Source organism: Microbacterium rhizomatis (assembly GCF_008710745.1).
Taxonomy (GTDB): Bacteria; Actinomycetota; Actinomycetes; order Actinomycetales; family Microbacteriaceae; genus Microbacterium; species Microbacterium rhizomatis.
The window spans coordinates 42365-64024 of record NZ_VYSA01000002.1; the positions used below are offsets into that span (position 1 = coordinate 42365).

A 21660-nucleotide genomic window follows, 5' to 3' on the forward strand; every position below is an offset into this window, starting at 1 on the left:
CGACCGTCGTCGGCAACGGGGGCCCACACACAGCCAATCGAGTCTCGATGATGGTATACTGGTATCCATTCGAGCTGAGGATTGGTGTCTGAGTTGAAGCGTCAAAGTTCTTTCGTTGTCACGAGTGTGGTCATGTCAGGTCTGGTCGCCGGTGTGGTGGCAGTCCCGACTGCCGCGCAGGCCGCGCAGGCCGCGACGACGGGGGGCTCCCTGTCGGCCACGCCCCACCAGTGGTGGTCGGTCGAATTTTTCAAGCCCGTTGTCAATGCGTCCCTGCAATGTCCGCCGAGCTTCAGGCTTGACGACCATGATTACTCACCGGGACGCCTGGTGCCCCGCGGCGTCCAGGTGGACGAGCCCGGCGGGGTCGGGGTCTCGGCGGTGGACCTCATGGATGCTGCCGGAAACCGCGCTGGCGCGACCGGGATCGGGATGACCAACTTTTACCCTTTCGGGGGACCCCGATCGGTCAAGGTCACACTGCACTGCGAGCTTCCCGTTACGGCACTGCAGAAGCCGGCGCTGGACGCCCGAGCGAACACCCCCTACAACTTCGCTTACAACTTCGGTGAAGGCATCACCACGCAAGAAGCGCAGATCACCGACGGGACGCTCCCCCCCGGACTCACCCTGGACGCACGAACCGGAACCATCACCGGCACCCCCACCACCCTCGGAACATACTCCTACCAGATCTATTGGAAATCCGCCGACCGCAGCGGTCTTCACCGCGACACCATCACCGTCTCCGAGCCCGCCCACTCCCCCGCCGCAGAAATCCCCACCGGCGCCGGCATCACCATCGCCCCCAACTCCGCAGCCGCGACCGGCGACGTCCTCGGCCTCGGCTACGAACAAGTCATCCAAATCAACGGCTCCAACGTCGAAATCCGCGAACCCCAAAACCGCGGCGGCAACGTCATCCGGTCCTTCCCGGCACTCGTTAGAAGCGAGCTCGGCTGGGACAGGTGGGGGTTCGCCACCTCTCTCGGGAGCCTCGGCGGGATGTCGTTGCCTACCGCGCGTCTGACTGTAGATGGCGGGAGTGTCTACGTCGCCGGCGTCGTCCTCGATAAGGAGACCTGCCCCGAGGTTCTGCCGTGTTCTGAGGCACCGAAGATGAGAGTGTTCAGGTACGGCGGCGATGGAGCGCTACTCGGGTCACGTGAATTCGCCTTCCCGAATCAGGTGACCTCTCTGTCCGCGCAGAGTGTCCATGGGAGGACCTATCTCGCGGTAGGCCTGACGCGAGGTGGCGTGCGGATTCTCGACGGCAAGACCCTTGAGGATAGGACTCAACTGCACACCGACTGGAGTCGGTACGACTTAGTTGTGGATATGGATGTGGCGACAATGGTGGGCTTGGGTGTGTTGCCGGGTGATGGTGGTGGCCAACTGGTGTCGGTGGCGGGCCGGTGGACGCATGACGCGTGGTCGGTTGTGGCTTCGGATGCGTTGACGGGTGCGCAGCTGTGGACCTATAACTGGCACGCCACGCTTCAAGATCGGGTGGTGCCGGATCTGGTGTCGTTCGGGGAGTACGGTCCGAACGGTGAGGTCGCGGTCGCGATCGGCTGGTGGAAGCAGAACAAGGTCGACATCCTGGACGCGAAGACCGGTGCGAAGCTGTCGAGCGTCGCGGGAGACTCGAAAGTGACCGGCCTGCGGTTCTTCACCGACGTCGACGGACAGAAGATGCTCGCCATCCAACGAGATGGTATTTCCGAGATCGGGTCGATCGACGCAGGAGGAGGCTGGAAGTCTGTGACCGAAATCGACACGGGCAGTACCTCAAGTGCCGTCACTCTGGCGAAGTACTTCGTGCCCGGCTACCGGGCGGGCACGGTGAAAGTCGCCAACTCTGCCGCCGGGGACGTATCGGTGAAGTTCTACTCCTCACGCAACCGCGACAACGGCTGCTGGGTCGGTTCCGTGTTCCCCGGCGCAACGCCGTGGCCCAGCCTGCCCTTCAAGGTCGCCCCGGCAACCGAGTCGGCACCCTACGGCACAGCCACCCTCACCGGCGCGGGCGATTGCGCAGCCGAACGCGGCGTGTTCTTCGCCGAAGTCACCGACACCACCGGCAACGCCCGCCAGATCGTGAAAATCGGAACCGACATCAACGAACCCTGGAAACTGAGCGTCCTCGAAACCGCCGGCGACAACCAGTACGCCGTCGCGTTGACCCCGAACGACCGCGCCGGATCCGTGCTCGGAGACTGGAAACTGACCGTCACCGACCAGTTCACCGCCCCCACCGCGATCACCGCCCCCACCGTCACCGGCGCACGCCTGACCCCCGCGATGGCCGACGGATACAAGCCCACCGCGAACGTCGATGACCCCTCCCGCCCCGTCTACCGCTTCACCGTCACCGGCGCACAATGGGACATCCCCAACGCCGCACAACGCGCCGGCGCCACACTCCCCGCGATGATCGTCGAAGGCTCCCCCGACGGAACGAACTGGACCACCCTGGGCACCCTCAACCCGCAAACCAACCCCGACCGCGACGGAAACAAAATCACCCTCGGCACCAGCTCATTCGACTGGCAAACCACCTACGGCGCCACCGACTACACCCACTTCCGCGTCCACTCCGGCACCACCACCTCCAACACCATCAACACCACCCAACTCACCCCACCCCCACCCGCACCCGGAGTCGTGAACAAGCTGATTCTGGGCACGGCGGGAAACAGTTTGAATGTGGCAGTTCGACCCAACGGCTTGGATCAGGTTCCCTTCACGTACAGCCTCCTTGGCTCGTCCAACGGACAGGGCTTGGATGCGATGGATCCGAATTACGCGCCGTTGTACGACCGGGTCTACTTCCGAGACACGAACTCCCGGCTGATCACGGGGCTGGGCAGCGCAACCGATCCGGGACGGATGGTGAGCGTCACGCACGAGCGTGGACAGTACTCCAACGACGGCATCGCGCTGCAGGCAGCCTCCCAGGGAGCATTCCTCTCGTCCACGGACATCACGGACCGGGCAGTGAAGGCGGTCTTCAAAGCGACCGGCGCGGACTTCTCCACGGCGACGAGTGGAATCATCTCCGTCTCCCCAAACAAGCTCGCGTACGAGCCGGGTGGTTTCGGCACCGAAGGTCTGTACATCCAGACGCAAGCCGAGGGATTGCTGGAGTTGCAGTCGGTCACCGAGACGCGTCCCGCGCTCTTCAACATGGGTGAGACCGCGATCGGGCTCCAGCTCAACGCGACCGCCATCACCGGGTCAGGCGCATTCCCCCTCGGCAGCGCGGGCAAGAACGCCGCCGCGCAACCGATCGTCACCGACGGGCTCCGCATCACCGGTGGCCGCGCGTACCTCGGCGACCCCGCACGATTCGGCTTCATCGGAATGTTCACCACCGACCTCATCACCCACGGTGACCGCGTCCCGATCGTCAACGCCTACGTCAAGAACAAAGAGAAGGACAACGGGTAAGCACGATGTCTCCACTCACGCCCACCACCCGTGCCCGCTACCAGCTCATCGGTATCGCCAGCGGTCTGGTCATCGCCACTGCACTCCTGGCCGGTTGCACCACCACACCCCGGCCCGCAGCCGCAGGCATCCCGGACGCGCAGATCGGACAGTCCCAGGACTGCCCCGGCGAATTCCTCCAGTACCTCGCCAAAGAACGCACGATCAACGCGCAAGACGCCACCGTGGAAGAACTCCCCACCGACACCGCCACCAGTGAACTCGGATTCACCCTCCCGGACACACCCCTCTGCGCCGCCACCACCCAAGGCCAACGCACCCTCCCATCCGGCGCCACGGAACCCGCGGAACACACGCTCCTCATCCCCGGCGCTCACAAGACCCAGATCGACGGCGCCGCCCGGGAAGCCGGCTACACCGACGGTGCCGGATGGACCCTCCTCACCGACACGACAGTCCTGCGGATCACGGAAAAGACCGGCACCCAAATCGGCATCCCGGACACGACCACCTATACCCTTCTCACCACCACCAATTCCCCCGAACTCGCCAAGCTCAAAATCAAACCCAGCCAGTAGTCGCCTCCTTCACCGCCGGCAACAATGAAGGGCGCCGCCCGGGACACCCCGGACGGCGTCCTTCATTGCGCATCAGACCGCTGGCGCGGCCGACGCGTCGATCCAGATCGAGTCGATCCAGATCGAATGGTCTTGTCGCGTCGCCGCCGGCGGGCGGATGGTCTCCGGGCGCGAAGGTCGGGCACTGAACCGTGCCGGAGAACGGTTCAGCGGGGCGCCTCGTCGGACCCGGCAGCCTCGACGACGCCAACGGTGTTTCGTGTCCAGATCAGGGTCACCACGAACATACCCAGCCCCAGAGCCAACACCGTCGCGATTCCAAGGATCCCGAAGTAGATCGTTCCGCCCATCAGCGTGGACACCGCGAATGCGGCCGGGCAGAAGAAGCCAGCCGCGCGGCCCGTCGTGGCGTAGAGCCCGAACATCTCACCCTCTTGCCCGATGGGAATTCGTCGCCCGAGGAAGGACCGGCTCGCCGACTCGACCGGGCCAACCAGTGCCGCCATTGTCAGGCCCGCAATCCAAAAGATCAGCGGTCCGGTGCCATGCAGAACGAACAGCACTGTACATGCGCAGAGCAACGCGACAAGGCAGACCAGGATCAGCGAACTGCCGCCGGTCCTCGTATCCAGTCTGCCGACGGCCATGGTTGACACCGCTGCAACAACGTTCGAGACGATCGCGAAGACGATGACGTCAGAAGCGGAAAGACCGTATCCGGCCGCAGCGAGGATGCCGCCGAACGTGTAGATGCCTGCTAAGCCGTCGCGATACACGGCGCTCGCGAGCAGGAACAGGGCCGTCGCCCGCTGGTAGCGCCACAGCGCCGCAACGCGGCGCGCAATCCCGGCGTAGGTGGAGAGGATCGCCTTCGGCGTGTACTGGCGCCGCGCGTTGTTCGCTCGCTGCGAGACCTGCGAGCGGAGCAGGAACAAGGGCGCCGCGAAGGAGGCAAACCACACCGCCGCCGCTACCGGCACCACACGAACTCTGAGATCGTCGCCGGATCCGATGCCGAGCAGTTCGATCGCGGGAGTGGTGACGAGGCAAAGCGCAAGAAGGAGGACGGCCACGCCGCCGACGAATCCCATGCCCATTCCCAGACCCGACACGCGCCCTATGTCCCGCGAAGTAGTCAGGCCCGGAAGCAGCGCGTTGTAGGTGACCCCCGCAAGCGAGAACGCGACGTTGCTCGCGGCGAGCAGGAGAAGTCCGAACCACAGGTAGGCCTCGTGGGGCTGAACCAGAACCATCAGCGTCATGAGTACTACCACCAGCGCCGTCTGGATACCCAACCAGACGACGGGGCGTCCGAACGAATCAGTGATGTTACCCACCAACGGTGCCAGAACTGCGACGATCAGGCCGGCCGCCGTGAGGCACCACGCGATCGAAGACTCAACCACGCTCGGTTGCCCGAGTGACCCGCTTGTCAGGTAGACGGTGAACACGAACGACGTCACGGTCGTGTTGTACGCCGCGGAGCCGCAATCCCAAGACACCCACGCGAATATTCCTCGACGTGCAGCCGAGCGGGAGGTGCTCACGCGAGTCGACATTCGTTCAGCCGTCATCGTGCGCACGGGGCGAGCGATGACAATGCTGCTGCGCTGGGCAGCAGGCCCGCGACTCCCACGGCAAGCAGCACACCGCCCCGACGTGGACTCACGCGTTGCCGCAGAGAGACAGCAGCATCGAACGCGCGCGTGTCGGCGTTCGATGCTGTGTCGTCGATGAGCGCGGCTGCCAGCGTCAAAGTGCAAGCATGAACAGGGCGTTGCCCGTGAGAGGGAGCCGACAATCTGCTCGTTCCGCGAGAGTCGCGAGTCACGTCGTGAGTCCTTCTTCCCAATGTGCCTGACGCTCCCCGCCGGTCGAGTTCGCCTGCGAGAAACCAGGCATAGCACATTACATATATCAGTATAGTAAGAGACCGGGACTTCCACCGGCGGTGCGACTGCCGGATCATCGACAACAAGGGACGGCAATGATTTCGCGCGGGCCTCAAGACAGCCCCAGAACGCGCGCGGACCTTCGGGGTCGGTTCACGCTGCGGGGCGCGGGTCGCGGGCGCGAGCAGTGAAGAATCGACGGGACCTGGTCGCCGCCGGCCTCATCGCCGCCGCACTCTTCTTCGCGGGCGCGATGGGTATCGCATTGTCATATCTGGCTCCTTACGTGCGGCTTCAATGATCACGCGGCTACATCAGGGATACTACTATTCCTAAGTAGTGTGATGTTCTGGTGATAGCGTGAGCCCACACACCGTTGATGAGGAGGACAATGTGATGGACATACGCGAGATGGCGCATCGACAGCAGATCACCGGAGATGAACCAATCGCGCGGCAGGTCCAAGCAGTCCTGCTCGCCGCGATCGCCGCCGGTGAGCTCGTCGCAGGCGACGTGCTCCACGATCACGAATGGGCATCTGTGTTGGGCGTCTCACGTACCCCCATCCGCGAGGCCGTACGACATCTGCACGGAATGGGCCTGCTCGAAGTGGCCGCTGCCCGATACACCCGCCTTCGCGCCTACGGTGCCGACCAAGCCGCATACGAGGCACGCGATTGGGCTCTTCTGCACCATGCCCTCACCGTCGCACTCGTGAAAGAGCCCCTGGAAGATCTCTCCGACCGGCTCTGCCGCGTGCGCGACCTCCTCGTGGGCCAAACTCACCCCGAGCACGTGCGCGCCGGCAACTTCACCTTCTTCGATACCCTTCGAACGGCCGCGCCGCACTCCACGATCACCCTCGGTGCCGCCGCCTCCGCGTACCGACTCCGCCTCGCTGAACCCGCCCTTCCCCATCGTCCTCGCGCGCACACCAGGCTGCACAACGCCGTCATTCACACCCTGGTCACACGGAACCCTGATCACGCACTCGCTGCCCTCACGACCTGGACTCCCGCGCCCGGAAGCGCCTGAGATGCGCCACCCACGGAGCTCAGGTGCTTCAATGCCTCACGGAGCGGGGGTCTGCGATTCGGCGCTCACGTCGAGAGATCAGCTCGAGCGACATCCCCCTGCTGGGGGAGGTGTCGGTGTGAACCGAACGTCCGCACCGGCCCGCCCGGAAGGACTCTCTGGACTACCTGAGGGCCAGTCGCTCGCGATACTCGGAGAAGATGGAGCGCGTCGCTTCGATGAGGTGTTCTGCCCTCCCGGGAGCCGCGAACGCCGGAATGAGAGCCTCGGTGAGATCCTGGAGACGCTCGAGCAGATCCTCGTACTGGGTGAGGACTGCAGATGCGATCCGGACACCCGCGAATGCAGGGCCGATGAGGTGCGCGAGCGCGTCGATGTTCGCGGTAGAGCTCACGTCGCCGTCTTCGACACCGCGCAGCAGAAAGCCCCTCACCGCATTGATCCAGTCCTCCCACGGTCGCCGATCGACCTCGGGGAACAACTGAGTCTCGCTGGACAGGGCGGTTCCTGCGCGAACGATCGGATCGGTGATGATGTCGTACCCCATCGACGCAGACAGGTGCATGAGAGTAATGACCCCGGGGAGTTCTCGGCCCATGATCTCTTGAGCGCGCTCGCTGGACAGGCGGTGCTGCTCTTGCACCATGTAGTGGGCAACTTCCTTCTTGCCCTTGAAATTGAAGTAGAACGCACCGGTCGTCACCCCGGCCTGCGAGGCGATATCCACGAGGCGAGTCCCGCGATATCCACGCGAAGCGAACAGACTCGCAGCAGCGAGCAGGATCTCATGCTGAGTCCTCTTGGCACGCTCTTGTTCGCGATCCGGGGGGACCAGTGCCGAAGCGTTACCGACCATGTGTTCGTCTCCTAACAAAACGAGGGTGATATCAATGTTTCACTATCTATCAGTATCCGTCGGACACCTTGCCGTTCCGGACAGCCAACGGTCCACGAATGTCTGAAGCGACGCGCGCTCAGGTGTCTTTCGACACATGCGTTGACCGACGGCTCGTTCATCGCAGAGCCGTCGGCGAGGTGTTCATCACCTCCATTATCCCCGCGGGCGAAAAACGGTGGACATGTGGCGTGCAAATCTCCCGGGGCCACATGAGAGCGCCTCATAAAGGCGGTGCTTTGCCGATACCCCTCGTGATCGAAGCATCGAGACAAGCAGGACTAGCGATCTCCCACGTCGGGCTCGAGGTCGGGCTGGACCAACAGTATCTCTTGGATGAGGTCACGGTCCTGTTTCCCGACCACCATCCGGTCGTGCCGTGCGACGCACCGTTCGAAGCAGAGCTGGAGGTGGCGGTGGTGAGCGTCCGCTACCGGCAAGGCAAAGTGTGCGGGCTGACGTTCGCCGGCTCGTGGATCGTCGCCGGGAGCGTCGTGGTGATCGCCACAGCCTCCATGCGCTGCATCTCGGCGGCGAATTATCCGGCGCTCCGAAGGAGGGCTGCGGTTCCCGAGCGGCGTGTGGAGGTGCCGACAGCGCCGCTCTCCGCAGGGCCCAACGGGCAGCGTGTTGTGGGGTGGAAACCCCACGACCCACTTCTTTTCGACCATCCCGTCGATCACGTGCCCGGGATGGCTCTCATCGACGCGATGCTCAGTATCGACCCGTTCCCGGACACGTTCACGGTGCGATTTCATCAGTTCGCTGAGCTGAGCGAGTTGGTTGCGGCCCACATCCGGACCACGAGCACTTCTCGAACCTTCACGTTCGCTCAAGGCTCTGAAGTTGTGGCATCGGGTAAAACGGTGTCTCGCCCGTGACTGCCGACGCGGTCGAGGGTGTGGCCGTCGCGGTGGTGGGTGGTGGAGCAGCCGGCATCTTGGCCGCGATCCGGTTGCTGGACGTGCTCGGCGCGGCGGACCGCGTCGAGGTCGTCGAGCCGCAAGGGCTCTTAGGGGCCGGTATCGCATTCGCTACCGACGATCCGCACCATCTGCTCAACATCCCGGCAATGATGATGAGCGCCTACGAGGATCAGCCTGAGCATTTCGCGTCCTACCTCTCGCAGCAAGGCAAGGGCACGGCCACGACATTCGCGCCGCGCTTCGTTTATGGAGAGTATCTGCGCGCGACGCTGGCGAGGGCGGTGCAATCATCCGCAGCCGCCTTCACCCATCGTCAGCAGACAGCGGTCCGGCTGCAGCCCGGGACCGGCGGCGACGGCGTGGCGATCGAACTCGACAACGGCGAGACTGTCTCCACCGATTTCGCGGTCCTCGCGGTCGGATGGGGGAGCCCGAATCCGGTGCGGGCACCTTCGCGACAGGTGGCAATCAAACCGTGGTCACGCGAGGGCGATCTTGCCATCTCGAGATACGCGGGTGCATCGCAGCCCATCGTCGTCATAGGAACGGGGCTCAGCGCCGCCGACATCGTCGGTACGCTCGCGCGGCAAGGCTGCACATCCATTGTTGCCGTCTCTCCGAGCGGGACTTTCCCTGCCGCTCACCCCGCGTCGCTGCAATGGCCAGACACGGGACCGACCGTCGCCAGGATCGCGGAGGCTTCCCGTGCCAGCGACCTCATCCACCGCACGCGCGCCGCCTGCGCCGGCGGGGAGCAATGGCAACGGGTGATCGACGGCCTACGCGGGTATCTGCCTGCTGTATGGAACAACATGTCCGAGGTGGAGCGAGCTCGGCTTGTGCGCCACGTGTTGCCGGTATGGGAGAAACTGCGTCACCGGATGCCGCCTCACACCACCAGAACGATTGCGGAGTTACAGGCGAACGACACGCTCTCGATCCTTCGCGGCCGCGTGACCGAGCACGATGCCGGGAGACTCGTCGTCGAAACACCTAGTGGGCCGAAGACGCTGAACCCCGTCTTGACGATCGACTGTACGGGCTGGTCCAGAGACCCTCGGAGAATGGGTCGCGGGCTCATCTCGCAACTGATCGACGACGGATTCGCGACCGCACATGGTCCGGCGATCGACCTCACCGCTGACGGGCGCGTGGCCGGCCCGCTTCACACGCGCCTCTGGGCCACCGGGCTGCTGATCGGCGATCAGGTTTGGGAGAATTCAGGCGTCGCGCTGCTCCGACGTCAAGCTGCGCGTGTCGCGGATTCACTCCGGGAAGCCGCGCATGCCGAGGGCGCGCGGTGACGCGTCGGTGGGTTGTCTACGGCACCGGCAGCATCGCTCGAGCCGTGGCCTCGTGTGCCATAGAACACGGACACGCGGTCGTCCTCGCAGGGCGCCGGGAAAGCGCTGTTGTGGGGTTGGCCGAAAAGCTCCGCATCCCTCACCGTGTCGTGGACCTTCACGAGCCTTCAGGCACGCGCCGACTTCTCGAGCAGACCACGGGAATCATCAACGCCGCCGGCCCTTTTCGTGAAACGAGCGCTGTGCTCTTCCGCGCGGCGCTCGACTCGGGCACTCACTACCTCGACGTGTCGAACGAGTGGGACAGTCACCGAATGGCGCATTCTCTTCACGATGAAGCGATCGAACGAGGGATCATGATCGTCCCGGGCGCTGGCTTCGGCACGCATGCCGCAGAGAGCCTTGCCGATCATCTCGTCACGCAGGTGAGCGCGGCCGCGGACCTCGAAATCGTGCTCGGCACCAGACAGGGGCCGAGGACCGAGGCGACACGCGCTTCGACTCGCCTCATCCTGAAGACCCCGCCTCGTAGGCGCAGTGACGGGCACCTCACGACTGCGCGGGACCTCACGGCGATCCGCTCGACGAGCCTTCCCGGCATCGGCAGAGTCACGATGGTGCCTATTGCAGACGGAAATCTCTGTGCGCTCACTCGCTCGCAAGGAGCCGCAAATGTGGTGGTGTACGCGACAGTCACGCTCGTCGCGCCGATTGCTCGCCTCATGATCCCCCTCATCCGCCGAGTCGCCGCGTCACGGGTGCGGCCGCGAGGTTCCTCGTCGCCTGTCGTTCCCGCGCGGACCGCACAACTCTGGGGCTATTGCGCGGGGGCGGGCGGCAGCATCCATGCTTCGACGCTCATCACCGATGACAGCGCCCGATACACCGCCGAGGTCGTCGCCGCCATACTCGCCCTGAATCCGCGAGCCGGCACATATACGCCCCACCAGATCCTCGGCACCAGGCCAGGTCAGCTTGCCGCTCAAGCTCGCATACTTCGCATCTGACGCCTGAGTCTTCCGATGCCGGCCACGTGCGAGCACTCCCCCGCGTGCGGTGCGAAAGGCGATGACGCGGACGTCGGAGTTCTCCGGTGAATAGTTCACGACGTTCGGTGCCCATCGATCTGCCTCGCCCGGGCCGTTTCGGAGCTACCGGCGCAAGCGAGAAGAAGCGTCGGCGGAGGATGCGAGGTCGCCGTGTCGCGGGTTCGCCCAGGCGTTGGACGGCGAGGCCGATCCCGCGAATCTACCGACCGCCACGACGCGACCGTTCACCTGGAACTCGAACTCCCCGGTGATCGCACTCGGGACGCTCGAGCAATCCGCCGCCTCGGTCGTGACGAACACCTCTCCCCATAGGGCGCCCATGCTGCAGAGCAAGGGCGGGGGCTGTGTCCACGTGAGTGTGATCTCCCCGAGTTCGAACTGCCAATCCACCGGGACACCGATCACCTCGTGGGCCGCGAGAAACGCCCCTTGCCGCCACACCTCGAGCAGAAGTGCAGACGACAGCGCTCCCGCACCCGAAACGGCGTGCGGATGAGCACTGGGAACGCACACATCGACCTGCAATCGGCCATCGGCAACCATATGGTCGGCGATGAGAACCTCTGCGGACATCCACCGCCCTGAGCGTCGTGGTTCGGATGCGACAGCCTCGATCATCTTCGACCACCTCTCACTGACTTATAGTATACCTAACTAGAGTTATACTGCCGCGGAATGAGGCCATTCGCAACTGCGCGCGGACGAGATCACCGCACGGATGGTCGACTTGCATTCTAGTATTTCAGAGGATAGACTTTCAGCACCCCAGCTCGAGAGTGGTCACCCCTCTCACCGGAGGGCGCAGACCACCCCAATCTGCGCCCTCCTCTCTTGCTGTGGCCGGCAGCCGCAATTCGACTCCTCTGATGCGCCCGATCTCGGGGATTCAGTCAGCCTGGACGGTTGGCGACGTCCGGATGTGTCGTGCGGGTGAGTGGCGAGGTTCCGCAGCCCGGTCGAACATGAGCAGGACCGATATCGTCCATCAGACCGATATCGTCCATCAGGGAGAGAAGGTTCTCCGGCCGACCCGTCCGCCATAGCGTGGCATGTACGACGTGGCTCAGCACTGAATGGAGTGAGCAATGACGGTTCCCGTTGGGTTACCCGGCCTCACAGACAAGACCGTTGTCGTCACCGGGGCGCTGGGCGGTCAAGGCGTCGCCCAGACACTAGTCCTTCTGGCGTCCGGTGCACACGTGGTCGCGACCGACCTCGCATCGTCGATCACTGACGACCTCACGGCGGCCGCCGAGGGGTTGCCCGGAACCCTCCTCTATCAGCAGCTCGACGTCGGCTCGATCGACGACTGGGCAAGAGTCGCCGATTTCACTCTCCCCCTCGGACTCACAGGTCTGGTGAACAACGCCGGCATCCCGCTTCGTGCACGGCTCGGCGACATCCACCTCGATGACTGGGACCGAGTTATGCGCATCAATCTCACCGGCCCGATGCTCGGGATTCAGGCTCTTGCTCCGCAGTTGAGGGAGGGATCTTCGATCGTCAATGTCGGGTCACTCGCGGCTCTGAACGCCCATCACACTGTCGCCTACACAGCAAGCAAATGGGGTCTGCGCGGACTGACGCACGTCGCCGCCACCGAGTTCGGCGGCCGGGGCATCCGCACCAACATCGTCCACCCCGGGTACGTCGAGACAGCGATGATGGCCGCGGCGCCCGAGATCATGGCCGAGACGCAACGGGCGCTCACCCCGCTCGGACGCACGGCACAACCCGCGGAGGTCGCCGCCGTCGTGGCATTCCTGCTGTCCGATCTCTCGAGCTACATCAACGGCGCGGAGATCCCGATCGACGGTGGATTCAGCTCGAGCGGTGGCGTCAAGTACATGTCCGACACGATCAGGAGATCGCAAGGTCAGTCGTAAGGGACGCCCCGGTCCTCCTTGAGCAAGGACACAGAAGCCGGCGCGGCAGATTTCATGGAGCCGACTACGGGACTTGAACCCGTAACCCCCTAATTACAAGTTAGGTGCGCTACCAATTGCGCCAAGTCGGCAAGACTTTCATTCTATCGACGAGGATGCGGCAACCGACGTCTGACGCCTTCGCATGTCACCGGTCGGCCCCACGTCAGCGCGTGGAGCTCGGCAGAGGAGTCGTCGTCATCGTCGTGCTCGGGCTCGGGCTCGCGGTCGGGGTGGGCGATGCGGTCTTGTAATAGGCATCACTCGCGATCGTGAGGACGAACTGCGCGAACTCTTTGGGATCGTCGAGCTTGCCGACGTAGGGCATCCCGTTCACGAGGACCGTCGGGGTGGCAGTCAGCGAGACCGAGTCGGTGTCGGGCAGACCCTGAAGGGCGCGATCGGTTGCTCCGGCGGCCCACGAGGCGAAGGACTCGGTCTCAATGCACGAGCGCACCGCCTTCGGATCTGATGCGCCGGAGGCGATCGCAAGAGTCGCGAGATCGGCGTCGCTGAGGCCATCCGAGTCCACGGGGGGCTGCTTACGGAGAAGGGCGTCGTTGAAGGCGAAGAAGGTGTCGGGGGCGTGTGTGGCGACGCATGCGGCAGCACTGGCCGCGCGGAGCGAGTACTTGGTGCCATTCGACTTGGAGGCGAGCATCGAGACGGGGTAGTACGTCAAAGTCGCGGCGTCCTGACTCACCCATTTGGACAGCTGCTGGACGTTCGCCATCTGGAAGTCGCGCGAGCCGGACGAGAGGTAGTCGACATAGACGCGGATATCGACCGGAGCCGATTTGGTCGCGGCCGGCGTCGCGGCCGCTGTCGGGACGGCCGGCGACGGGGTCGGCGACGCCGTCGCGCCGGCGTCGGGGGCGGAACCGTTCGCTGTGTCGACGGCGACGCCAGCGACGCTGGTGACGGTGAAGCCGTCGTTGCTGATGTTGGCCGGGCTGAGCTGCGGCTTCGACGACGACGTGAACGCCCACGTCACAACGGTTGCGGCAACCGCAACGACGGCCACGACGCCCACACCCATCGCCACGCGCCGAAGAGCGCGTGCCCGCGACTGCTTCGCCTGCACCTGCTGCGCCTTCTCACGGACGGCTTCACGCCGATCCTGCGGCGCAGGCGATGGGGGTGATTCGTCGCTGGACATGGAACCTCTTGAGAGACGCGGGGCCGGTGAACCGGCACGGCCGCACAGGGAAAGCGACCTCGACGATGCTAACCAGGCAGGCTGGGAAATACCCAGACGCAGGCTCCGCGAGGACCGTGACATAATAGGGCAGCGTCCAACGGCGGGCGTGCGGGCCAAGCCCCCGCTCATTCCATCACTACGGATCGTCCGGCACGTACCTGCCGGTGAAGGAGAAGAAAACAATGGCATCTGTCACGTTCGACAATGCAACCCGCTTGTACCCCGGTGGCACTCGCCCCGCGGTCGACAAGCTCAACCTCGAGGTCGCCGACGGCGAGTTCCTCGTCCTGGTCGGCCCGTCTGGCTGCGGAAAGTCCACGTCCCTGCGCATGCTGGCGGGCCTCGAAGAGGTCAACTCCGGCCGCATCCTGATCGGTGACCGCGATGTCACCGACATCCCGCCGAAGGATCGCGACATCGCGATGGTCTTCCAGAACTACGCGCTGTACCCGCACATGACGGTCGCCGAGAACATGGGCTTCGCCCTGAAGATCGCGGGCGTCGGCAAGGAAGAGCGCGCCGCTCGCGTGCTCGAGGCCGCCAAGCTCCTCGACCTCGAGGAATACCTGACCCGCAAGCCGAAGGCCCTCTCGGGTGGACAGCGTCAGCGCGTCGCCATGGGCCGCGCGATCGTGCGTCAGCCGCAGGTGTTCCTGATGGACGAGCCGCTGTCGAACCTCGATGCGAAGCTCCGTGTGCAGACCCGCACGCAGATCGCCTCACTGCAGCGTCGCCTGGGCGTCACGACGGTCTACGTCACCCACGACCAGACCGAGGCCCTCACGATGGGTGACCGCATCGCGGTCCTGAAGGACGGCCTGCTCCAGCAGGTCGGAACCCCTCGCGACCTGTACGAGAAGCCGAAGAACGTCTTCGTCGCCGGCTTCATCGGCTCGCCCGCGATGAACCTGTTCACGGCCGACCTCACGGAAGGCGGCATCCAGTTCGGTAGCTCGGTCGTCGGGATCGAGGCTGACACGCTGGCCCGCGCTCACGGCTCGGAGGTCACCGTCGGCGTCCGCCCCGAGGACATCCAGGTCGGCCCCGCCGACGGCAAGGGTATCTCCGTCATCGTCGACCTTGTCGAGGAACTGGGCGCAGACGGCTACCTGTACGGCCACACCGACCTGGGCGGCAAGCGCACCGACATCGTCGCGCGCGTCGACGGGCGCCGTCACCCGAACGCGGGCGAGACGGTCACCCTCGCCGCCCTGCCCGGTCACGTGCACGTGTTCGACGTCGAGAGCGGCGAGCGCCTGACTGACAGGGCGATCGCTTCGGCGTGACACTCATCGCTTCGGCGTGACAAAGAACGACGCAGCGGCGCGGACGGGTCTCGGACCCGCCCGCGCCGCGGCGCTTCCAGGGAGAATCAGATGCCGGACACCCTCAGCATCACCGCAAGTTCGGTGGATGCCGGTCTGCTCACCCTCCCGTGGTCCACACCGCTCGAGGACTGGACGAGCAGCAACATCGTCTTCCTCCCGAAGGGCATCTCGCGGCACCTGGTGCGCTTCGCGAATCTGTCGGGACGCGTGGTCGCCATCAAAGAGACGACCGAGGAGATGGCCCGGCGCGAGTACGACATGCTCGGCAACCTCGCTCGGCTCGACGCTCCGTGTGTGGATCGGGTTGCCGTCATCGCCGGCCGCACCGACGATCACGGCGATCCTCTCCCTGCGGCCCTCGTCACGGCCCACCTCAAGTTCTCACTCCCCTACCGGGCCCTCTTCACACAGGTGCTACGCCCCGACACCGCGACACGGCTCGTCGACGCGCTGGCGGCGCTGCTCGTACGCCTGCACAACGTCGGCTTCTTCTGGGGCGACGTGTCGTTGTCCAACACCTTGTTCCGGCGGGACGCCGGGGCCTTCGCCGCGTATCTGGTCGACGCCGAGACCGGCGAACTGCACGAGGGCGGGCTGACCTCGGGCCAGCGCGAACACGACCTCGATATCGCGCGGACCAACATCGCCGGCGAGATCATGGACCTGGAAGCGGGCGGACGCCTAGAGGGTGGAGTGGATGCTGTCGCCGTCGCCGACGGCATCATGTCGTCGTACCGCTCGCTCTGGGCGGCACTGACGGACCAGGAGACATTCGCGTCCGACGAGGCCTGGCGCTTGACCGAGCGCGTTCAGAAGCTCAACGAGCTCGGCTTCGACATCGGCGAGATGTCGATCCAGGCGCGCGCCGATGGCACGAAGGTCTCGATTCAGCCGAAAGTCGTGGATGCGGGGCACCACCAGCGACGGCTGATCCGGCTCACCGGACTCGATGTCGAAGAGAACCAGGCACGACGCCTGCTCAACGACCTCGACGAGTTCAGCGCCCGGATCTCTCGCCTGGGTGCCGACGAGGAGATGGTCGCCCACGAGTGGCTCACTCGCGTCTTCGAGCCGGTCGTCAAGGCGATCCCCTTCGACCTGCGTGCGAAACTCGAACCCGCCGAGGTGTACCACCAAGTACTCGAGCACCGCTGGTACATGTCGCAGGCACGCGGCCGATCAGTGCCACTCGCAGAAGTCCTGACCTCCTATATCGACGACGTCCTGCGCCATCGCCGCGATGAGGCGACGCTGATGGGCCCGGCGACTGAGACGATGTCGCTACCGGTCATCACCGGTTCGGTCGTGACCGTCGATGATGATGAAGACGAGCAGGTCGACTGGCGCGACCTCGTGTGACCCGGCGCCTCATCAGTGGCCGCTCGTCCGGAAGACGTCAGTATCCGACGGTGAAGCGCTCCCGCGAATGCTTCCCGTTCTCGATCTCGTCGATGACAGCCACTCCGAGGTCAGCTCCCGAGATGAACGACTCGCCCTCGGCATCCGTCACGATCACGTCGCCGCCGTCACGATAGCTTCCCGTGCGCTCTCCCGGATTCCAGGCACCGAACCCGCCCGCGGGGTGGATGTAGAACCAGTCATGGCCCGAGGCGCCTGATTCGAGGTCGTCGAGGATGCCGATCGCCTCGAACGCTTCGGGCTTGTACTCCTCGGTGAAGCCTTCACCATCGATCACGCGGGGACCACCCGGAGCGACGAGACTCCCTCCGGCGCCGCCGATCACGCCGACGCGCACGGTCGGGGAGAGCGTCGCCACGAGCTCGGCCACGGCCGGCCGGACCTTCCCGAGCATGTCGCCGCGCGCCGGCACGGCGAACACGAGGACGTCCACCCCGTCGAGCTCCGCAGCGAGCGTCGGAGCATCCAGCAGCGACCCCTCGATGTAGGTGGCATGCTCGACGCGCTCGGCGGCGACCGAGCGGGCGACCGAAACCACGGTGTGCCCGCGGCTGACCCCCTCCGCGACGATATGGCGTCCGGCGTAGCCGGTTCCTCCGATGACGGCGATACGGGCCATGATGATCCTTTCGAGGGTTCTACGACTCTTGGCGAGGGGAATCTACGCCTGGGCTGCCCGGGTGGTGGAGACCTGGTAGAGCGCGACCGATGCGGCGATTCCCGCGTTCAGCGACTCGGTTGCCGCCTCGATGGGGATGGATACGATCTGGTCGCACGTCTCGGTGACCAGACGCGAGAGTCCCTTGCCCTCGGAGCCGACGACGATCACGACGGGCCGGTCGGCGAGTTCGAGCGCCGGCAGCGAGATGTCGCCACCGCCGTCGAGCCCGAGGATGAACACACCCTGGCGCTTGAAGTCCTTCAGCGTCGAGGTGAGGTTCGGCGCGATCGCCACGGGGATTCGGGCGGCCGCGCCCGCGCTCGTCTTCCAGGCCGCGGAGTTGACACTCGCCGACCGACGCTGCGGCACGATCACGCCGTGGCCGCCGAAAGCGCCGGTGGAGCGGATGATCGCCCCGAGGTTCCGTGGATCGGTGATGCCGTCCAGAGCGACGAAGAGCGGCACGTGGCCGGCGTCGATGACCTGCTCCAGGAGGTCGTGCGGGTGGGCGTACTCGTACGGCGGCACTTTGAGCGCCACGCCCTGATGCACGCCGTCGAACCCGGCCATGCGGTCGAGCTCCGGGCGGGTGACCTCGAGAACGGGGATGTTCCGGTGGGTAGCGATCGACAGCATCTCTTTGACACGGTCGTCCATCTCGACCCGCTGAGCGATGTAGAACGCGCTCGCGGGGATCTTGGCCCGAAGTGCCTCGAGCACCGAATTGCGGCCGGTGACCGTCTCGGTGTCGTCATCCTTCTTGGCGGCGCGAGGGCGCTGTTGAGGCTGACCGGCGGGCTTTCCCCTGCCTCCGGCGGCCACATAGCGCTCCTGGGCTGCCTTGCGCTTGCCTGCCGGGTGCCAGGCGCGATCCTCGGCCTTCGGCGTCGGTCCACGACCCTCGAGCGAACGCTTGTTCTTGCCGCCGGTGCCCTTGACGGGCCCCTTGCGCGGGCTTCTACTGGCGCCTGGGCGCCCCGGCTTACCGGCCATCGATACTCCAATGTGTTCCGTCAGGGGTGTCTTCGAGCACGATGCCCGCAGCCGCGATCGCATCACGGATGCGATCAGCTCCCACCCAGTCCTTCGCGGCGCGCGCGTCGGCGCGCTGCGTGATCATCGTCTGCACGAGCGAATCCAGAGCGGATGCCTCGGCCGAAACGCCTGTCGTCGACCACCGCTCATCGAGCGGATTCAGGCCGAGGATCCCCGTCATGACCGAGACCTCACCCGCGATCGCTCGCGCAGCCTCGAGGTCACCGGCATCCAGAGCGGTGTTTCCCTCACGCACCCGGGCGTGGATGACGGCGATCGCCTGTGGCACGCCGAGGTCGTCGTCCATCGCGGCGTCGAAGTCGGCGTTCCCGTGCGAGAACCAGCCATAGTCACCACCGCGCGCGACGCGGAGGAGGAAGGTCCGGACGCGGTCGATCGCCGCCTCGGCCTCGTCGAACGACTTGCTCGACACATCGAGACTCGACCGATAGTGCGCCGCGGCGAGCGCGTACCGCACCACGAGCGGGTCTCGCTCGCGGAGAACGTCGTCGGCCAGTACGAAGTTGAAAAGCGACTTGGACATCTTCTGTCCGTCGACGGTGACAAGGCCGTTGTGCACCCAATACCGGGCGAACGGATCCCCGGCCGCCGTGGACTGCGCGAGTTCGTTCTCGTGGTGGGGGAACCGCAGATCGAGCCCGCCGCCATGGATGTCGAATTCGGGGCCGAGGTAGCGCCGCGACATCGCGGAACACTCGATGTGCCACCCGGGGCGCCCGCTCCCCCATGGCGAATCCCACATCGCGCTGGACGGCTCACCCGGCTTGGCGCCCTTCCACAGCGCGAAATCGCGCGGGTCGCGCTTGCCCCGCGGATCGGCGTCGCTCGCAGGTTCCATGGCGTCGATCGACTGGTTCGTCAATTCGCCGTAGACCGACCACGACCGGACGTCGAAGTAGACGTCGCCCGCAGCATCCGAATCACCGGCCGCCGCATAGGCGTGGCCGGCGTCGATGAGCCGCGAGATCAGCTCCTGCATCTGTGGGATCGACGCCGTCGCGCGCGGCTCGTAGGTGGGCGGCCGGATGCCGATCGCGGCATACGCGGCGGAGAACGCCAGCTCCATGCGATACGCGAGTGCCCACCATGGCTCGGACTCCGTCGCGTTCTGCAGCACTTTGTCGTCGATGTCGGTGACATTGCGCACGAACGTCACGCGGCCGTGCCGGTATTCGAGCCAGCGGCGCAGGATGTCGAATGCCAGCGCACCGCGGAGATGGCCGATGTGGGGCCCGGACTGCACCGTGGGCCCGCAGACATAGATGGTGATGTTGTCGGGGTCGATCGGCACGAAGTCGCGCAGGGCCTGCGCCTTGGTGTCGTAGAGCCGGACTGTCACCGCACCAGCCTACCGGCGAGGCATGCGCGAGACCTGGGTGTGACCCTGTCACTGTCGCGGCGTGCACAACGCAGGATCGGCCGGTCGCGCGGCCAGCCGGAACCGCGGAATCTCAGGACGGTGCCGAGACGCTGGAGCCATCGATCCTGCGTTGTGCAACGGGAAGGCGGGCGGGCGGTAGAACTGTAGGGTGCTCCACGTCCTCGCCGTCCTCGCCGCCGCGCTCCTGTTCGGCACGACGGGGACGTCGCAGGCCCTCGGACCCGACGGCACGACGCCCCTGTCGATCGGCGTCATGCGGATGGTGATCGGGGGCACAGGCCTCGCTCTCCTCGCATTCGTGCTGGCCCGCCGGCACCGCATCCGCCTGCCCGTGGATGCTCCGGCCCGGCCGCGGCCGAGCTTCCGTCCTCTTTCGCTCATGGTGCTGACAGGATTCTGCCTCGCGCTGTATCAGCCGCTGTTCTTCCTCGGCACAGCGCGCAACGGCGTCGCCGTCGGCACCGTCGTCGCCCTGGGCTCGGCCCCGATCCTCGCCGGGCTGCTCGAGTGGGGGCTGACGCGACGGGTTCCGGGCGGCGTGTGGATGCTGGCGACCGGCCTGGCCACGATCGGGGTGGTCATGCTCGGCTTCGGCGGTGAAGCCGGCACCACAGGCGGCACCGACCCCCTCGGGATCCTGGGCAGCGTCGGCGCGGGGGCATCGTTCGCCGTCATCGCGAACGCGCAGCGGAGACTGCTGGATTCCGGGTGGGACCCGTTCACCGTGGTGGGGGCGATGGGCGCGAGCTCAGCGGCGCTGTCGGCGCTGGTGCTGCCGTTCGTCGACGTCTCGTGGCTCACGACGACGGCCGGGCTCATCATGGCGCTATGGCTGGGCCTGGCGACGATCTCGATCGCCTACGTCCTGTTCACCTGGGGCCTGAACGGCCTCACCGCCGCCACTGCGGCGACCCTCACCCTCGGTGAGCCGCTGACGGCCAGCATCCTCGGCATCGCCGTGCTCGGCGAACGACTCTCGGTTCTCGCGATCCTGGGACTCGCCGTCCTCGCGTTCGGACTCGCCCTGCTCGCCTGGGGATCGCGATCGCCGCGCGACCCGAAACCGTTCGCCGTGGAGGCGTGAGCATGGCCCACATCGAGATCATCACCGACGACCTCACCGGCGACGAGACGCGTGCGCTCATCGCCTTCCACCTCAGCGACATGCGGGCGACCTCGCCCGAGGGGAGCGTCCACGCGCTGGACATCGACGGGCTCCGCCACCCCGACGTCACGTTCTGGTCGGCATGGATCGGGGGCGAAGTCGCCGGGATCGGAGCCCTCAAACGCCTGGACGAGGACCGCGGCGAGATCAAGTCGATGCGCGTCGATGACCGCTTCCGCGGCACCGGTGTCGGCAGGGCGCTCCTGCGTCGCATCATGTCCGCCGCACGCGAACGCGGTATGACGAGCCTGTGGCTCGAGACTGGGAGCACCGACGAGTTCCTGCCCGCGCACCGCCTCTACGCGAGCGAGGGCTTCCTGTCTTGCGGGCCGTTCGAGGACTACCGCGAGGACCCTTTCTCCGTATACATGACGCGGACTCTCTGACCGGCG

19 protein-coding genes and 1 tRNA gene are annotated in these 21660 nt (G+C 65.6%); 11 read left to right on the forward strand and 9 right to left on the reverse strand.

Translation table 11 applies throughout. The features are described from left to right. The first annotated feature begins 330 nt into the window (after nt 1-330). Both F6B43_RS19745 and F6B43_RS08575 read left to right on the forward strand, forming a co-directional pair. Nucleotides 331-3453 (forward strand): putative Ig domain-containing protein, encoded by a 3123-nt coding sequence (locus tag F6B43_RS19745; protein ID WP_211368094.1) that lies wholly within the window; start codon nt 331-333, stop codon nt 3451-3453. 5 nt (nt 3454-3458) lie between these two features. Continuing rightward, nucleotides 3459-4031 carry a hypothetical protein gene (locus F6B43_RS08575; protein ID WP_150448554.1) on the forward strand — a complete coding sequence of 191 codons (573 nt, stop codon included), beginning with the start codon at nt 3459-3461 and terminating at the stop codon, nt 4029-4031. 206 nt (nt 4032-4237) lie between these two features. Here F6B43_RS08575 and F6B43_RS08580 read toward each other — a convergent pair whose 3' ends face one another. Continuing rightward, a complete protein-coding gene (locus tag F6B43_RS08580) occupies nt 4238-5494 on the reverse strand; it encodes an MFS transporter (protein WP_170285604.1) in 1257 nt (418 codons plus the stop codon). A gap of 107 nt (nt 5495-5601) precedes the next feature. Continuing rightward, on the reverse strand, nt 5602-5787 hold the full coding sequence (locus F6B43_RS08585; protein WP_150448556.1) for a hypothetical protein: 186 nt from the start codon (nt 5785-5787) through the stop codon (nt 5602-5604). A 532-nt stretch (nt 5788-6319) separates the two neighbouring features. Here F6B43_RS08585 and F6B43_RS08590 point away from each other — a divergent pair. Further along, complete coding sequence (locus tag F6B43_RS08590; RefSeq protein WP_150448557.1) at nt 6320-6958, forward strand: GntR family transcriptional regulator; 639 nt, start codon at nt 6320-6322, stop codon at nt 6956-6958. Between the two features lie 163 nt (nt 6959-7121). Here the strand turns inward: F6B43_RS08590 and F6B43_RS08595 are convergent, their stop codons facing one another. After that, on the reverse strand, nt 7122-7814 hold the full coding sequence (locus F6B43_RS08595) for a ScbR family autoregulator-binding transcription factor (RefSeq protein ID WP_150448558.1): 693 nt from the start codon (nt 7812-7814) through the stop codon (nt 7122-7124). A gap of 98 nt (nt 7815-7912) precedes the next feature. Between F6B43_RS08595 and F6B43_RS08600 the strand changes: the two genes are divergently transcribed. The 3 genes from F6B43_RS08600 to F6B43_RS08610 are packed head-to-tail and all read left to right on the forward strand — an operon-like array spanning nt 7913 to nt 11090. Beyond that, a complete protein-coding gene (locus F6B43_RS08600) occupies nt 7913-8734 on the forward strand; it encodes an AfsA-related hotdog domain-containing protein (protein WP_150448559.1) in 822 nt (273 codons plus the stop codon). Beyond that, nucleotides 8731-10083 (forward strand): FAD/NAD(P)-binding protein, encoded by a 1353-nt coding sequence (locus F6B43_RS08605; protein ID WP_150448560.1) that lies wholly within the window; start codon nt 8731-8733, stop codon nt 10081-10083. Before F6B43_RS08600 ends, F6B43_RS08605 begins: the two co-directional genes overlap by 4 nt. After that, entirely contained in the window at nt 10080-11090 is a 1011-nt protein-coding gene (locus F6B43_RS08610) for a saccharopine dehydrogenase NADP-binding domain-containing protein (protein WP_170285605.1), read from the forward strand. The genes F6B43_RS08605 and F6B43_RS08610 overlap by 4 nt, the downstream gene beginning before the upstream one ends. Before the next feature lie 144 nt (nt 11091-11234). Here the strand turns inward: F6B43_RS08610 and F6B43_RS08615 are convergent, their stop codons facing one another. Continuing rightward, complete coding sequence (locus F6B43_RS08615) at nt 11235-11750, reverse strand: AfsA-related hotdog domain-containing protein (RefSeq protein WP_150448562.1); 516 nt, start codon at nt 11748-11750, stop codon at nt 11235-11237. 467 nt (nt 11751-12217) lie between these two features. On the opposite strand from F6B43_RS08615, the gene F6B43_RS08620 reads away from it, so the two are divergent. After that, on the forward strand, nt 12218-13018 hold the full coding sequence (locus tag F6B43_RS08620) for an SDR family NAD(P)-dependent oxidoreductase (protein ID WP_150448563.1): 801 nt from the start codon (nt 12218-12220) through the stop codon (nt 13016-13018). A 55-nt stretch (nt 13019-13073) separates the two neighbouring features. On the opposite strand, the gene F6B43_RS08625 is transcribed toward F6B43_RS08620, so the two are convergent. Both F6B43_RS08625 and F6B43_RS08630 read right to left on the reverse strand, forming a co-directional pair. Next, nucleotides 13074-13149, reverse strand: a tRNA-Thr gene (locus F6B43_RS08625). A 74-nt stretch (nt 13150-13223) separates the two neighbouring features. After that, nucleotides 13224-14216, reverse strand: a complete 993-nt coding sequence (locus tag F6B43_RS08630; RefSeq protein WP_150448564.1) for a DsbA family protein — start codon at nt 14214-14216, stop codon at nt 13224-13226. Nucleotides 14217-14440: 224 nt separating this feature from the next. Between F6B43_RS08630 and F6B43_RS08635 the strand changes: the two genes are divergently transcribed. Continuing rightward, complete coding sequence (locus F6B43_RS08635; RefSeq protein ID WP_150448565.1) at nt 14441-15544, forward strand: ABC transporter ATP-binding protein; 1104 nt, start codon at nt 14441-14443, stop codon at nt 15542-15544. Nucleotides 15545-15634: 90 nt separating this feature from the next. After that, a complete protein-coding gene (locus F6B43_RS08640; protein WP_150448566.1) occupies nt 15635-16945 on the forward strand; it encodes a DUF4032 domain-containing protein in 1311 nt (436 codons plus the stop codon). Nucleotides 16946-16982: 37 nt separating this feature from the next. On the opposite strand, the gene F6B43_RS08645 is transcribed toward F6B43_RS08640, so the two are convergent. The 3 genes from F6B43_RS08645 to cysS are packed head-to-tail and all read right to left on the reverse strand — an operon-like array spanning nt 16983 to nt 20061. Next, a complete protein-coding gene (locus tag F6B43_RS08645; protein WP_150448567.1) occupies nt 16983-17624 on the reverse strand; it encodes an NAD(P)-dependent oxidoreductase in 642 nt (213 codons plus the stop codon). 42 nt (nt 17625-17666) lie between these two features. Continuing rightward, nucleotides 17667-18659 carry a 23S rRNA (guanosine(2251)-2'-O)-methyltransferase RlmB gene (gene rlmB / locus F6B43_RS08650; RefSeq protein WP_150448568.1) on the reverse strand — a complete coding sequence of 331 codons (993 nt, stop codon included), beginning with the start codon at nt 18657-18659 and terminating at the stop codon, nt 17667-17669. Next, the gene (gene cysS / locus F6B43_RS08655) at nt 18649-20061 is read right to left on the reverse strand and encodes a cysteine--tRNA ligase (protein WP_150448569.1); all 1413 of its coding nucleotides are present in this window, start codon (nt 20059-20061) and stop codon (nt 18649-18651) included. The genes rlmB and cysS overlap by 11 nt, the downstream gene beginning before the upstream one ends. A gap of 190 nt (nt 20062-20251) precedes the next feature. On the opposite strand from cysS, the gene F6B43_RS08660 reads away from it, so the two are divergent. Together F6B43_RS08660 and F6B43_RS08665 are read left to right on the forward strand one after the other, a co-directional pair. Beyond that, entirely contained in the window at nt 20252-21187 is a 936-nt protein-coding gene (locus tag F6B43_RS08660) for a DMT family transporter (protein WP_150448570.1), read from the forward strand. A 2-nt stretch (nt 21188-21189) separates the two neighbouring features. Further along, the gene (locus tag F6B43_RS08665; RefSeq protein ID WP_150448571.1) at nt 21190-21654 is read left to right on the forward strand and encodes a GNAT family N-acetyltransferase; all 465 of its coding nucleotides are present in this window, start codon (nt 21190-21192) and stop codon (nt 21652-21654) included. The last annotated feature ends 6 nt before the right edge of the window (nt 21655-21660 follow it).